The following is a 15469-nucleotide window of genomic DNA, read 5'->3' on the forward strand; positions in this document are numbered from 1 at the left end:
CGGCTACTGCGCTTCGCTGGATAGAGAAATGTTCTCAGATGCTACCTGTAAAATAGCGAAATACTCATCGCATTTTTTTTGTTGGTCTTCACTTAATGAGTGTGAGTTAAGTGTCTTCGCAGCCTGTTGAAGTACGGCAATCTGTTCTTGCGAAAGTACATCTTTTTTTATGAGCTGGGTGAGCACTTTAAGCAAACTAAGTGCGATTTGCCGATTATCCGGTGATAACTGCAAAGCTTGACGCAAGTTGTTATACGCAGGCTGCATTCGATTTTCCTTGTAATTTACCGCAGCCATTTCCTTTAACTCTTTAGTCGTAAAATTGATTTCACGACGTTCAATCTCTTCCTGCTTGAGATATTCATCCACCACATATGAAGAGAATGTATCGCCTTCAATTTGCTGACGAAGCTTATCTAAAATAGCTAGGCAATGTTCTTTCATACCCAGCTCATGAAATGCTTTCATCTTATCAAGGTTATCTTCCATGGAGGTGCCAGTCAATTCAGGCTTTTTATCCTTCATTATCGCTTCGGCTTGCTGCTTATTATCGCTTAGGCAAAGCATCCGCGCCTTGATGATATCCAACTGCTCCCGCAGCTCAATCCCTGCCCCTTTGCGGCGCTCAAGCTGTTGCAAATCGTGCGAGGCGCGTTTGAGCAGCTGATCGACGTCATGTTGTGTCATCGACGTGGCTAAATCCAGGGTCGCCCGAACCACATTTAAGGACAATTCAGGCGAATCATGGATCGAGTTTTTAGCAAAGCGGGCCATGTTCTGCACAGCCTTGAGTTGTCCATGACGGTCTCGGGTTAGCCGCGCCAAGTCCCACAGCTTTTTATTGCGTTCTATGTTTCGCGGGGCGAGCTGACTGGCTAGTTTAATTTTTTCATAGGCCTGCGTATAGTCTTCCTTTTCCAGGTAGTACTGGGCAAGCAAATCCAATGTCTGAAAGCGCGTATCATCCCGCTCAAGTAAGTCTTCGACGATTCCTTCAGCTTTCTCCAAATTGTTTTGGCGCAATACGCTTCTGGCCAGACCAACATGAATCCAGGCGTGATCCGAATTGTCTAATAGCTTGCGATAGTAATCTTCTGCCTGCGAGAACTCGCGCAGAGCAATAAGACACTCTCCCACCGCGCGACGAAGTCTTGGATGAAACTCCGCCATACCGGGATCAGTAAGATGCCTTTGGGCATAGTAAATTGCAGCAGAATAATCCTGCTGATAAAGACAATGTAGTAACTTATGCAATTTATTGCGAACAGTGATGAGATAGCGCAGACGGGTTTCTATCCGCTTGCGGTCTAAGGGTTTGACCCAAAAATCATCTGGCTGAAGCTCGACAATACAGTTTACCAACTCAGCACTGGTTTCCGCGCTTAAAAAGATAACTGTGGTTTTCTGCGTCACATGGTGGTGATGTTTCAGCTCTTCGAGCAGATGGAAGCCATCTTTATCGTGACTGATGTTAAATGCAATAAGGATAAAATCAAAATGCTGCCTTTCGCATTCTCTAAGCGCATGATAAGCATTTACCGCACAGCTCACCCGCTTGATACCTATCTCGCGAAGGGCCTGAGTGATCTGGTCGTGAACAAGATTTTGATTATCTATAATCAAAAACCGTAAGTCAGCCATCGGGGTGATTGGAGGAAATTTGTCCATAAGCACAATTCACTTCACTGTGTAACTGATAATTATCCGCCGTACTGTTGAATCAGATAAAATTAAGGCACGGATGACGATTGACATTTGCCAGGGCGTATTATTCTATATGCTGCGCCTAGCTGTAAAACATAACATTCTAAACAGTTAAATAAAATTATCCAGATTTACGGCCAGTGATTTAACGTGACACCGTTTCTACCTTCATTTTTGGCCGTATACAAGGCATTATCGGCACAGTCTACTAACATTCGGCTATCAGGTCTGCCTCCGGCCAGTGCCGCAAAATCTACCGTTGCTATTCCGATGCTCAAAGTCAGATAGCCATGCTCACTGTCTGCATGGCGAATATTGGCTGCCGCCAGACGCGCGCGAATTGCCTGGGCTATTGACTGAGCGCCATCAGCGTCTGTATCACTGAGAATAATGCCAAACTCTTCCCCTCCGACACGGCTGACCAGGTCAGTGCCCCGCCTTGCGCATGCCGATAGTATGCGGGCCACGGCAACCAGGCAATCGTCGCCCCGACCGTGCCCGTAGCGATCGTTGTAATCCTTAAATTTGTCGATATCAATAATTAGTAACGATAACGCATGATTTTCACGCTGATTGCGCTCGATTTCCTGGCTCATCGCTTCTTCAAACTTACGTCTGTTGGCAAGGTTGGTCAGAGGATCAGTCGCCGCCAGCGCCTCGAGCTGGACAGTCTGCCGGTATAAGCGGGTATGGGTTTGCACCCGTGCGCGCAAAATGGGAATTTGGACAGGCTTGGTGATATAATCAACTGCCCCCAGTTCAAACCCCTTCGCCTGCTGTTTTACCGTATCCAGCGCGCTGACAAAGATAACGGGTATTTTGTGGGTTTGCTCACAGGATTTGAGCTGTCGACAAAGGGCAAAACCATCAGTGACTGGCATCACTACATCCAGCAAAATCAGATCGGGCTGGGCGTGCAATGCCTGGGTCAGTCCTTCCTGCGCACTTTTAGCCACCAGAATATCGTATTCAGCGCTCAGTGCATCGGCCATCATCCCTATGTTAGCAACATTGTCGTCCACAATCAGGACCTTGCTCGGTGGATATGCGCTTGTCATAACATTCCCTATTTCAGTACCCCGGATCAGGCAACCATATATGACATAACACTGGCCTGCTCGGGAGCCGGTGCACAAAATTGTTGTCAGTAAATGATTATTATCTGTTTCATTTATTTTTTAGGGGGCTTAACGTATATCGTACATAACGGGACCGCTGCCGCCTCAACGTTCAACAGAATTGAAGTTCGGTTGATTTGTATAAACATTACGCTAGTTATGGATACAAAGCAGTATTGGTTCAAAGTAACTGTCAACAGTATCTTCGATACGATAGATTCCGTAACAAATTTGCTACTGCATCTGTCCGGGCTACCCTGGCAATTATGCCAGACTCAAGCGGAACGTTTTGGCCAGCCATAACAGCCCATACCATCGTTACTATCCGATAAGCATCAACAACGTGTGTTACCAGCCACTAGGCATTGCTTCTTAGTCCTACCGGTCCGGTGAACTTTTTTTGTATCAGCGAGGCGGGTCGATTTTATCAGCGGTGGATGTATTTATTCTGAACCAGGATGCAACAGAGAATCTGTCTTTGCTGGCCGGTCTGACCTCGTGAGGAAATTCCTCGCTGAGAAAAATAACCAGGGTACCAAGCCTGGGTAGCACTTTTATTCCCGATTTATCGTTGTCATCGCGGTACAGAATTAGTTCTCCGCCATCGCTGTCAGCCCAGTCAGGATTTAAATACGTGACCAACGAAACCACCCGATTCGACTCGCCGCGAAATGCGTCTAAATGGCGCTTGTAAAAGTCGCCTTTCTGATAATATGCAAAGTGACTTTCTATTGAAAACAACCCCAAAAATAGCCGCCTGTTCAGATGTACCTTCAACATTTCCAACCAGTCGAGCCATAATCGGCCAGTCTCAGAAGTGCCATCTATCCAGCAGACCTTGTCGGTTCTTATTCGGCCATTTTGATGATAATGCTGCTTTCGTCCGATGCCGGCCTCCTCAAAAATGGTCGCGTTAAGCTGACGATAATACCGATAAAGCTCACTGGTCATTTGCGTCGGTAATGCATCAGGGATAACTGCAAAGCCCTGAGTAAGTAAAGCATCACTAATCTGATCAAAAAGGTGAAGGCTGGTTATCTCTGGCTCTGCGCCGGGCGCTACAATTTGTTGAGATTGCATGACTGAGAATGTCTGTAAATATCAAGTGGCGCTTTATAATACAGTTTCGTATTGTCGGCAAGCAGATTCCCCACTTTCCCGATTATCTTTATCATCAGATAATCCAAACCTATTATTTGACTGTAACAATATTTCTGTAGCAATCCCCCGTGATTCAGCACAAAATGCTATTCTCCTACCCATAAATTTGTATATGTAAGGCGGTAATGTATGAGTCAGGACCAGACGAGCGTAGAAGATACAGAACATCATCTGGAATTGAGAAACCTTCGGCTTGACGATTATAACGATGTAAAAACACTGATGGATAAGGTGTACGCCAATGTTGGTGGCGCATGGCCATACCAAAATTTCAAAGCACAGGTAACCACCTTTCCTGATGGTCAGATTTGTATTGAAGATAAAGGTAAAGTCGTAGCTTTCGCCATCACGGTAATCGTTGATTATGATCAGTTTGGCGATAAACATAGCTATGATGAGATAACCGGTGATGCCTATCTTTCTACCCATGATCCAAATGGCGATGTGCTTTATGGCGTAGAAGTTATTGTCTGTCCGGATTACAGAGGACTTCGCTTGGGCCGTCGTCTTTATGAGGCACGTAAGGAACTCTGTCGTAACCTTAATCTAAAATCGATTATGGCTGGCGGAAGAATTCCTAACTATGCCAATTATTCGAACGATATGAGTCCGTACGAATACATAGAACAGGTTAAGTCAAAAGACATCTATGACCCGATTCTTACTTTTCAGCTGTCAAACGGCTTTGAAGTAAAGCAGGTTCTGACCGCGTATTTACCCGAAGACGAAGCATCAAAGGGCTATGCGACCTTATTGCAGTGGCACAATATTTATTTTGAGCCTAATACCCTTAGTCTTATCGAAGGGAAAAAGTCCAGTGCCCGTATTGGTTGTATTCAATGGCAAATGCGCTATTTCAATAATGTTGAAGAGTTTTTACAACAAGCCGAATACTTCGTAGACGCGCTTTCGGATTACGGCTGTGATGTGGCGTTATTTCCTGAGTTTTTCAATGCGCCATTGATGGGCCTGAGTCCGGGGGAATCATCTATTGATGCCATCTGGCACCTCGCCACGTACACTGATGAAATTCTCACTGCGATGTCACACCTGGCAGTATCGTACAACATCAATGTCATTGCCGGTTCAATGCCGGTAGTAGATGATGATGAATTGTATAATGTGGCCTATATCTGCAAACGTGATGGCACTATAGAAAGCCAGTACAAATTGCACCCTACGCCCCATGAGAAAGAAGACTGGATCATGAAAGGGGGCGATAGCCTTAAAGTGTTTGATACTGATTTTGGCAAAATTGGTGTGTTAATTTGTTACGATGTGGAATTTCCTGAGTTGGGCCGTGTGCTGGCCGAACAGGAGATGCAAATCCTGTTCGTACCTTTTTGGACAGACACAAAAAATGGTTATCTTCGGGTACGGCGTTGCTCTCAGGCCCGGGCTATCGAGAATGAGTGTTACGTCGCCATTGCCGGAAGTGTAGGTAATTTGCCTAAAGTCGATAACGTCGACATTCAATATGGGCAAACTGCGGTTTTCTCCCCGTCTGATTTTGCATTTCCCCATGATGCAATTGTTTCGGAGACCACCCCTAACACAGAAATGACCTTAATTGTGGACCTTGATCTGGATAAGCTTAATCGTCTGCAAAATGAAGGTTCTGTGCGCAACTACCTGGACCGCCGGCGGGACCTCTACCGTGTGGATTGGATTGGCAACCGCTAATCAACTGAAACGCCAGGGACGGCGTTTGATCTGTTATCGGTGTACTCATTGCTTCGTCAGTTTGAATCTGAGGGTTAATTTCCGGATAATGCGACTTATTTTCCGTTTCATAATCGGCTTAACGAAGGTGAATTTGCGTCGAGACATGGTCGCAATAGCGAGATAAAAACGCTGACAATGGCAATTGGCGCGAAATAGCGCTACTATATTGCGTTGCAAATTTCGCCAGTAATTGTGGATACAAGAGTTAATATGGCAAACGATTCCAGAGATGATGATTTTCCCACCATTCGCTTAGATGACGAAGATCGTCGCGAGTATCAGCAAAAAAAGCATACCGCCTCCCATACCATCAAAGGTAAGGATGCGGGTTCCTCTACTCCCCCGCCCAGCGACAGCAAGTCACCGCGCTCAGGTGCCAGCACCGTTTTTGTAGTTATTGCGCTGCTTATAGCACTGGGTGGCTTAGGCGGTTGTTATTATTTATACACGCTGTTGCAACAACAACAGGCAGTGGCCCTTGATGCTGAATCCCGTCTTGCAGAACTTGAGCGTAAATTGAGTGCCACCGATGAGGAAATGGGCGAATCGACCGTAGCTTTACAGGTTAAAGTCAACGAATTGTCTGAAAAGTCTCAGGAATTGTGGGAGCAGATGGACAAACTCTGGGCCTCAGCGTGGCGCAGAAACCAAAAAGAGATCACTGATCTCAACGATAAAGTCAACGGGATGGAAAAGTCTCTAACGAGTTCTATTGAAACCGTGGCGAATGATGTAGATACGCACCAAAGCCGTCTTACCTCGATTAATAATCAATTAGCGTCACTCGCAGATGAGCTGCTTGCGCTGAACGTCGCTATTGAACAGGTCAATAATGATAAGACTCAGCAGGCGCGCAGCGTTAAAAATGTAAGTGACAAGCTTAGTGTTATTGAAAAGCGTAACAACGCTCTGGCGAGCCGTATGAGTTCACTGGAAAGCGAGATACGCGATATTGCAACCAAAGTAATCAGCGCACCCTCTGGTACAGGTGGAAGCGGCCAGTAATTACCGGCCTAGTATCACCGTTGGAATTCAATACTTTGAATCCAACGGTCTCCACTGCTGACGCTTAAGACCCTTCCTTACTGGCGGACTCCGGTACTCTGAGTCGGTAGAGCCGATATTCAGACATTCTATAGGGTTCTACTTTATATTTTGTCTGCAAATAAGCGGTTAAATCTACCAGTTCAGCCACTGTGAGTTGCTCATTAATTGACGGCATTTTTGATTGCCCATCACGGCTGGTCAGACTTAGAGCGTATCGCGGGCTTAGCTTATGCGAAGGATTGATGATACTGGTAACCAGTTCTCCATACGTCTTGACCCGAGAACTGGTCCCGCCAAGCTTGATAGGTTGAGATATCCGGTATTCGTGATCTTCCGGAACATCCAGCCCCTGGACCTGATGACAATCAATACATTGATAGTTAAGCAGGACCTGTTTACCCGCCTCCACGTTACCCTCTGGCAAGCTAAACCCGCGGGGTGAATCTGCGCCATCGCTGCAGGCTGCAAGTGCTACAACCGCTAGACATGCACCAATCTTATTTCTGCTCACACTGGTTACCCTTTGTTATTCTTCGGCTTTTACACAGTATAGCTACAAAAACTGGTTGTTCTGATACATTTGAGTAAATTTAACCCAAATGTCGCACAGCATTGTTTTAGATCAAATCTACAGCAGAAGAAAAAGTTCCATCGCATAAATATGTTCTTCTTCTGCAAACCCATAGGTAAGAAGTTTAAGCGAATAGTTATCGTGTTCTATCACAATAGAGTCACCAAAATGCTCGGCATCTTCACCGGCAACTCTGAGCGCATCCTCAACCGGCTGACCATAGTAAAAACTATTAAATTGCCAATGGCGATAATCTGAAGACAGCGGGCTAAGATAATCAGGATCTACATGAATTTTATAGATGGAATCACCACTGGTTTCAACGAGAGTAAATGCGTCATATAATTGAAAGCGTCGACCTCTTACTTCTTGAGTGATGCCGAAAGCCGGCTGACTAAGCATATCAACCGTTATTGCTTTTTTATCGTCGGCTAAATGCGCTGCAACGGATGATAATACAGCATTGTTATTATCGATGAGCGCTTTAAGAAAATTGTCGGGCAAAGAAAAATTCTCTGTAGCCAGAGAAAAACCAGTTAACACTACAGATCGATATTCCTGATTATTTTTTAAGTATTCCTCCGTACTTAATTCAAGAACTGTGTCTTTATCTCGATAGCCGGAGAGGCGGGTGTACTGTTCGTCCGACACAACATCGTCTTTTCCGATTTGGTCAGCAACATGCCACTTTCTTTCATCAAATCTGTCATCAAAAGGAACATGGTTTAAAAAACTGTAGTTGAATAAGTCGCTGACACTACTTATCTTCATCAGTGTTTTATTGTGAAAAGTAAGCCAATGGTCACGTCCATAACTTAAAATATTCCATTCCGGATAGGGTGAAAACATAAATGTGGGTGTGCCAAATTGCGCCAGAACAGTGTCCATTGATGAATTTAACGCTATGCCGTATATTCCGGTTTCAGGTGATACGAGCGTGCTGGAGGGCAACGCAGGCTTGCGTGTTTTTGCAGGAATAACAAACTCGTATTTGTACTTCAAACTTATAGATTTGCTAAACCCGAACTGTTGTTTGCCCTCTGATGACAGAGGTGTTAGCGCTCTTGATGCAACATCAGCTGTCTCTTTGCAGCTTTTTATTAACTGCGCACTGACTATAAGTCGACTTGAATTTGACTGACTAACCTTAACCTTTTTTTCCGTCAACGCCAGGCTATCTGCACCGCGCTTTTGCGCATCTTCACGTAATAAAGGTAGAAGCCGTTGAAATGCTTCTTCGACGTCCGAATTATCAGGCCTGGACGGTAACGAATGCGAACGTATTACAGTATCGGTTACTTTATAATCGCAGGCGGGGTATTCATTGACGATTGGAGGTAGCTGAGTGTTTGCTGACACCGGTGCAGATAAAAATATACTGGTGATAAATGTTGCGGTCAATCCGTGGATAATCGTTTTCATAGCATTTCCTTTATTGCTTGCTAATACCATCCCCTTTTCAATGCAGGAAGTCAATCGCACCCTGAGCAAATTTCAGGCACAAAAAAAGCGCCAAATCGGCGCTTTTCTGATGAAACCTTGTCTTAGCGACGGATACCCAGGCTTTTGATTAGATCAAGATAGCTCTGTGCATTTTTGCCTTTAAGATAATCAAGAAGCTTACGACGCTGGCTAACCATACGTAGCAGACCACGACGTGAGTGGTGATCTTGTTTATGGCTGGCAAAGTGAGACTGAAGCTTGCCAATGTTGTGGGTCAACAGTGCGATTTGCACTTGCGGTGAACCAGTGTCACCTTCTTTAACGCCGTATTCAGCGATGATGTTCGCGGTTTCTTCTTTAGTTAGTGACATAATTTTCTCCTGATTGAGAGTGAAAGCAGGCCGATCACTAATTCAGCCAGCTTAATAAGAGCGCGTATTATAATGATGAGGCTGTGTGACGCAAGTCAAAGTTAGTAAAAAACAGCGTTTTGCTTAAACCACACGCCGTTTTGGATTTATAAATACCCTATCATCATTTAAATGGTGGGGCTGATCTCGCGGCTGAGTGACGCCCTCACCTACCCCCAGAAATACTGAGGCAGAACCAGTATTATGATAAACCCGATAAAACTGCCCTCTCACCGGCGCCTTATGTACCTGACCAACGATACTCTGCCCATTATCAAAGCGATTTTTTTCAATATCATCAAGATACACCGTCGGCAAACGGGCTACAGCGGTATCCATGGGTAACAACAGGGCATCCATTTGATCAAATACCGGTGCGTCGTCGCTTTGTCTTAATGCTTCAAGCTGCGCGATGGTGACCATTTTTTCCGCCGGATAATCAGCAACGACGGTTCTGTGCAAACGGGTGACATAGGCCCCGCAGCCCAGTTTCTGGCCAATATCGTCTACCAGCGACCGGATATACGTTCCCTTGCTACACTTCACTCGCATGGTTATATGCGGTAAGGATATATCAAGAATATCCATATCAAAAATGGTTATGTCCCGCGGCTCCCTTTCTATTTCTATACCCTGTCGCGCATAAAAATATAACGGTTTGCCCTGATGTTTAAGCGCCGAGTACATTGAGGGTATCTGTTTACTCTGACCAAGAAAACTCAGGCATGCTTGCTCTACCTGTTCCTCACTTACTGCCACCGGACGCTCCTCCACGACATCTCCATCAGCATCAGACGTCGTCGTTCTTATACCCAGACGCGCGGTGACTTCATACACTTTTTCGGCTTCCAGGAGAAACTGAGAAAATTTAGTGGCTTCGCCCAAACAAATAGGCAGCATACCCGAGGCTAATGGATCCAGGGCGCCGGTGTGGCCTGCTTTTTGTGCCTGAAATAGCCAGCGTACTTTCTGTAAGAGTTGGTTCGAGGAACCGCCAACTGGCTTATCTAACAGAACAATCCCATTAATCGCCCGGCCCTTCCGACGTCTTCCCATCTACTTTTGCTCTTCGTCTTCATCCTGATGTTTGGCCTGATCATTGGCCACAACTTCAGAAACCAGGCTGGAAATTCGGATACCTTCAATAATCGACGTATCCTGAAAAAAGTGCAGGTGTGGAACAGACCGCATTCTCAGGCGCTTTGCTAAAATCCCGCGCACAAAGCCCATATAATCATTAAGTTGCTTGACCTGCGCGGCTTCATCAACGTCTTCGCCGTAAATAGTAACAAATATTTTGGCGTGGGCCAGGTCTCTGGAGACTTCAACATCAGACACTGTAATAAGCGGTAAATCACCAACCCGATGCTTGTACTCATTTTGAATAATGCTGGCTACTTCTTTGTGTACCTGCTGACCGACCCGATCAGTACGAGAAAATTCCCGTGCCATAACTTACTCCTGTTAATCAATACAGACAAAAACGGGGGCGTATCGCCCCCGCTTCTACTATTGCCTGTTGTCGTTTAGATCTCGCGAGCAACTTCAATAGTTTCAAATACTTCGATTTGATCGCCAACTTTGACGTCATTGTAGTTTTTCACGCCAATACCACATTCCATACCGTTACGTACTTCCTGCATATCATCTTTATAACGACGCAGCGACTCAAGCTCGCCTTCATAAATTACAACGTTCTCTCGCAGAACCCGGATCGGTGCACTACGTTTGATAATGCCTTCTGTCACCATACACCCGGCGATCGCGCCAAGTTTTGGTGATTTGAAAACATCACGTACTTCAGCCAGACCAATAATCTGTTGCTTGAATTCAGGTGCCAGCATACCACTCATGGCTGCTTTCACTTCATCAATCAGATTATAGATGACACTGTAATACCGCAGATCAATTTCTTCAGCCTCGAGCATGCGACGTGCTGATGCATCGGCACGGACATTGAAGCCCAGGACGATTGCGCCAGAAGCTGCAGCTAACGAAGCATCAGTTTCGGTGATACCACCTACACCACTGCCTACAATATTAACTTTTACTTCAGCAGTGGACAGCTTAGCCAATGATTCTGCAATAGCTTCCACAGACCCTTGTACGTCGGCTTTGAGGACGATGTTGAGGTCAGCCACCTCACCGGTTTCCATGTTTGCAAACATGTTTTCCAGTTTAGCTTTTTGCTGACGAGCCAGCTTAAGCTCACGCTTTTTCTGGTGACGCTTGGACGCTACTTCACGTGCTTTACGCTCATCGCGGACCACGGCTGCATCTTCACCAGCTACCGGCACACCAGACAAACCAAGTACTTCTACCGGCGTGGAAGGGCCTGCAACTTTAAGCTCTTTGCCGTGTTCGTCACGCATTGCTCTGACACGACCGTATTCCTCACCGCATAACAGAATATCACCTGCACGCAACTCACCCTCCTGGATAAGTACTGATGCCACCGGACCACGGCCTTTATCAAGGCGTGATTCGATTACGATGCCCCGACCAGGCCCTTTCTCGATAGCCTGAAGATCCAGTAATTCTGCCTGCAGATTGATCGCTTCAATAAGGTCGTCTACGCCCATACCGGTTTTCGCCGATACGCTTACAAACTGATGCTCTCCGCCCCACTCTTCAGAAATAACCTCTAACTGAGACAATTCATTTCTGACGCGATCCGGATCTGCAGTTTCCTTATCCATCTTGTTAACCGCAACAATCAATGGAACGCCTGCCGCGCGACTATGCTGTATCGCTTCTTTGGTCTGTGGCATTACGCCATCATCAGCCGCTACAACCAGCACAACGATATCTGTTGCATTAGCACCACGGGCTCGCATTGCAGTAAATGCTGCGTGTCCAGGGGTATCTAAAAAGGTAACATCGCCTGTTTCTGCCAGTACTTTGTAAGCACCTATGTGCTGGGTGATACCGCCAGCTTCGCCATCGGCAACTTTTGCACGACGAATGTAATCGAGCAACGACGTTTTACCATGGTCAACGTGCCCCATAATTGTAACTACCGGCGCACGATTGGTTTTCTCACCAGTATTCGTACCTTCTGCCAACAGCTCCTCTTCAAGGGCATTGTCGTTAACCAGTTCGTACTTATGCCCAAGTTCTTCGACTACGAGTACTGCGGTTTCCTGATCCAGCACCTGATTAATCGTTGCCATTTCGCCCATTTTCATCATGGCTTTGATAACAGCATTGGATTTAATTGCTAGTTTACTTGCCAGTTCGCCTACCGTGATAGTCGCACCAAGCTTAACTACACGTTCTACCGGCTGGGCGGGTTTATTAAAGCTTTGCTTCAAATGTTCTCCTGCGTTTTTCTTCGACTTTTTACGACGTCGAGAAGAGCGCTCTACCTGCAAATCTTCTTCGTCTTCAGCTTCTTGTGCGTAGCGGTTAGAGTGCAAATGCACTTCTTTTGCCTCTTCGCGTTTACGACGCTCTTCTTCTTCTTTCCAACGTCTTTCGTTCTCTTCTGCCAGCTTACGGGCTTCATCAGCCGCGCGCTTGGCGTCTTCCTCATATTTCTTCTGAGCTTCAGCTTCCTGCGCTTTACGCAAACGTTCTTCTTCCTGACGTGCTGCTTCCGCCTCGGCTTTTTCTGCTTCCGTCAGTTCAGGTTCGTCTTCCGCACTTTCTTCCTGTCGTTTAGCTGCCGCTTCTTTGGCTTTTGCTTCTTCCTCTTTACGTGCCTGCTCAGCTGCCTTTTTCGCCTCTGCAGCCTGTTTTGCCTTTTCTTCGGCAACACGTTTAGCTTCTGCCTCTGCCGCGGCCCGCTCCTCAGCTTCCTGTTTCAAGCGTGCTTCTTCTTCTTCCTGACGCTTCTGCTCATCGGCGTCACTACGCTTTACATAAGTCCGCTTTTTGCGTACTTCAACCTTAACTGACTTCGACTTACCCACATTTAAGGTACTGGTAGTCTTACGCTTAAGCGTCATTCGCTTTGGCTCGTTAGCGGCGTTATCGCCGCCATGCTGCTTACTTAAATGATCAAGCAGCTGCCGCTTTTCGTCTTCAGTCACCTGGTCGCCAGCATTTTTGCTCATACCGGCCTCTTTAAACTGACTCACCAGACGGTCAACAGTTGTTCCGATGTCACTGGCGAGTTTTTCTACAGATACTTCTGCCATTATGTGTTTATCCCCTTGTTGACCTTACTCTTCGTTAAACCAGACAATATTACGGGCTGCCATAATAAGCGCACCGGCTTTTTCTTCGTCAAGTTCTTCTAAATCGCTAATATCATCCGTACCCTGTTCAGCCAGATCTTCCAAATCTGCGATGCCGCGTCCCGCTAACTGATAAGCAATATGCTCACTCATGCCTTCAAGCTTGAGCAATGCCTCTGTTGGCTCCTTACCATCCATCGTTTCTTCTGATGCCAGTGCGCGGGTAGACAAAATCGCCCGAGCGCGGTTTCGCAGCTCTTCAACCATTTCCTCTTCCATGCCATCAATTGCCATTAGTTCACTGACCGGAACATAAGCAACTTCTTCCAGCGTGCTAAAGCCTTCATCTATGAGCACCAGCGCGAAATCTTCATCAATATCCAGATATTCAGTGAATAATGACAGAACTTTTGAGTTCTCTTCTTCGTGCTTGGCATTCAAATCGTCAATGGTCATGACGTTAAGTTCCCAACCGGTCAGCTGACTGGCCAAACGGACATTTTGCCCGCTACGGCCAATTGCCTGGGCCAGATTGTCCGCCTCCACAGCCACGTCCATCGTATTGCTATCCTCATCAACAACAATCGATGCAACTTCAGCGGGGGCCATCGCATTGATGACAAATTGTGCCGGATTTTCATCCCACAAAACGATATCCACGCGCTCACCACCCAGTTCACTGGAAACAGCCTGAACACGTGAGCCACGCATGCCTACACAGGCGCCCACAGGGTCAAGACGTTTGTCATTAGTCTTGACTGCTATTTTTGCCCGCGAGCCAGGATCCCGCGCGGCTGATTTGATCTCTAATGTCTCTTCGGCGATTTCAGGCACTTCCAGTCGGAATAACTCAACCAGCATATCCGGATGAGTACGACTTACGAATAATTGCGCACCGCGTGCTTCTGGACGAATAACATACAAAAGACCACGAACCCTGTCGCCTGGACGGAAGGTTTCCCGTGGCAACATGTCATCGCGATAAATAACACCTTCTGCGTTATTGCCTAAATCTACGATAATGTTATCACGATTGACTTTTTTGACCGTACCGGTGACCAGTTCGCCGACTTTATCTTCGTATTCGGCTACCATCTGCGCACGTTCAGCCTCGCGCACCTTTTGCACTATGACTTGTTTGGCCGTTTGCGTGGTAATTCGATCAAAGGCAATAGACTCAATTTGCTCTTCTACGTAGTCGCCAGGCTGTACGTCTGGCTCATCAATCTGTGCGGCTGAAAAAGTCAGTTCAGCATAAGGATTTTGTTGCTCCTGATCGTCAGGAATAACCAGCCAGCGGCGAAATGTATCAAAGTCTCCGGTACTTTGATCAATACTAACCCGTACTTCTATATCCCCGTCGCTCTTCTTTTTTGTCGCACTGGCAATCGCAAACTCCAGCGCTTCGAAGATTTTTTCTCGCGGCACTTGTTTTTCATTTGAAACGGCTTCTGCCACTAACAAAATTTCTTTATTCATTTTCGCCTCACTAATGCTTCCTAATGAAAGCGCGTGCTGTTCCGTTAGTCGAACGTGGGAACAACGGTAGCTTTATCGATATTCGCCACAGCTAACTGAAACTGCTGGCCATCCACGTCTATACTCACTGTGCCATTGTCACAACCAGTGAGCTGTCCTTTGAAATTACGTCTATTATCCATGGGCATAACCAGACGAATTTGTACTACTTCACCGACAGCCTGCTGGAAGTGTTTTTCCCTGAACAATGGTCTGTCCAAACCCGGTGAGGAAACTTCTAGATTATATTCGGTGCTAATCGGGTCTTCGACATCAAGAATGGCGCTTACCTGATAACTGACGTCCGCACAATCATCCACGGTGATACCATTTTCATGATCAATAAATACACGCAAAATTGAGTGTTTGCCGGCTCGAACAAACTCAACGCCTACCAATTCGAAGCCCGATGCTTCAACGGCAGGTTCAAGCATGTCGGTCAGTTTATCTTCAAGTTTTGCCAATCCTAACCTCCAAAAACAAAAAAAGGGCTTATTAGCCCAACCTGTTACATTATCCTGTCTGAGCAGCACCGGCTCAATGTAAATACAACAAAAAGCCCCGGACCAGCGGGGCTTTTCATAAAAAAAC

Annotated in this window: 13 protein-coding genes; 2 read left to right on the forward strand and 11 right to left on the reverse strand. The window is 46.3% G+C overall.

Translation table 11 applies throughout. The annotated features are described in order from the left end of the window. Window positions 1-3: 3 nt before the first annotated feature. The 3 genes from F458_RS0103405 to F458_RS0103415 all read right to left on the reverse strand — a co-directional run bounded on the left by F458_RS0103405 (window position 4) and on the right by F458_RS0103415 (window position 3902). On the reverse strand, window positions 4-1668 hold the full coding sequence (locus F458_RS0103405; protein WP_018981975.1) for a response regulator: 1665 nt from the start codon (window positions 1666-1668) through the stop codon (window positions 4-6). Between the two features lie 167 nt (window positions 1669-1835). Beyond that, complete coding sequence (locus tag F458_RS0103410; protein ID WP_018981976.1) at window positions 1836-2762, reverse strand: diguanylate cyclase; 927 nt, start codon at window positions 2760-2762, stop codon at window positions 1836-1838. A 465-nt stretch (window positions 2763-3227) separates the two neighbouring features. Next, window positions 3228-3902 carry a 2OG-Fe(II) oxygenase gene (locus tag F458_RS0103415; protein WP_018981977.1) on the reverse strand — a complete coding sequence of 225 codons (675 nt, stop codon included), beginning with the start codon at window positions 3900-3902 and terminating at the stop codon, window positions 3228-3230. Window positions 3903-4112: 210 nt separating this feature from the next. Between F458_RS0103415 and F458_RS0103420 the strand changes: the two genes are divergently transcribed. Both F458_RS0103420 and F458_RS0103425 read left to right on the forward strand, forming a co-directional pair. Then, a complete protein-coding gene (locus tag F458_RS0103420; RefSeq protein ID WP_018981978.1) occupies window positions 4113-5666 on the forward strand; it encodes a bifunctional GNAT family N-acetyltransferase/carbon-nitrogen hydrolase family protein in 1554 nt (517 codons plus the stop codon). A gap of 252 nt (window positions 5667-5918) precedes the next feature. Continuing rightward, a complete protein-coding gene (locus F458_RS0103425; RefSeq protein WP_018981979.1) occupies window positions 5919-6713 on the forward strand; it encodes a hypothetical protein in 795 nt (264 codons plus the stop codon). Between the two features lie 64 nt (window positions 6714-6777). On the opposite strand, the gene F458_RS0103430 is transcribed toward F458_RS0103425, so the two are convergent. The 8 genes from F458_RS0103430 to rimP form a co-directional block, all read right to left on the reverse strand. Next, complete coding sequence (locus F458_RS0103430; RefSeq protein ID WP_018981980.1) at window positions 6778-7266, reverse strand: c-type cytochrome; 489 nt, start codon at window positions 7264-7266, stop codon at window positions 6778-6780. 117 nt (window positions 7267-7383) lie between these two features. Continuing rightward, window positions 7384-8748, reverse strand: a complete 1365-nt coding sequence (locus F458_RS0103435) for a hypothetical protein (protein ID WP_018981981.1) — start codon at window positions 8746-8748, stop codon at window positions 7384-7386. Between the two features lie 122 nt (window positions 8749-8870). Next, entirely contained in the window at window positions 8871-9140 is a 270-nt protein-coding gene (rpsO, locus tag F458_RS0103440) for a 30S ribosomal protein S15 (RefSeq protein ID WP_018981982.1), read from the reverse strand. Between the two features lie 123 nt (window positions 9141-9263). Then, on the reverse strand, window positions 9264-10235 hold the full coding sequence (gene truB / locus F458_RS0103445) for a tRNA pseudouridine(55) synthase TruB (RefSeq protein WP_018981983.1): 972 nt from the start codon (window positions 10233-10235) through the stop codon (window positions 9264-9266). Beyond that, window positions 10236-10631 carry a 30S ribosome-binding factor RbfA gene (gene rbfA, locus F458_RS0103450; protein WP_018981984.1) on the reverse strand — a complete coding sequence of 132 codons (396 nt, stop codon included), beginning with the start codon at window positions 10629-10631 and terminating at the stop codon, window positions 10236-10238. It abuts the gene before it with no gap. Between the two features lie 74 nt (window positions 10632-10705). Further along, complete coding sequence (infB, locus tag F458_RS0103455; protein WP_018981985.1) at window positions 10706-13321, reverse strand: translation initiation factor IF-2; 2616 nt, start codon at window positions 13319-13321, stop codon at window positions 10706-10708. A gap of 24 nt (window positions 13322-13345) precedes the next feature. After that, complete coding sequence (gene nusA / locus F458_RS0103460) at window positions 13346-14839, reverse strand: transcription termination factor NusA (protein WP_018981986.1); 1494 nt, start codon at window positions 14837-14839, stop codon at window positions 13346-13348. 44 nt (window positions 14840-14883) lie between these two features. After that, a complete protein-coding gene (rimP, locus tag F458_RS0103465; RefSeq protein WP_026294459.1) occupies window positions 14884-15342 on the reverse strand; it encodes a ribosome maturation factor RimP in 459 nt (152 codons plus the stop codon). Window positions 15343-15469 lie beyond the last annotated feature (127 nt).

Origin of the sequence: Salinimonas chungwhensis DSM 16280 (assembly GCF_000378185.1) — a bacterium.
In the GTDB taxonomy this organism is placed as follows: domain Bacteria; phylum Pseudomonadota; class Gammaproteobacteria; order Enterobacterales; family Alteromonadaceae; genus Alteromonas; species Alteromonas chungwhensis.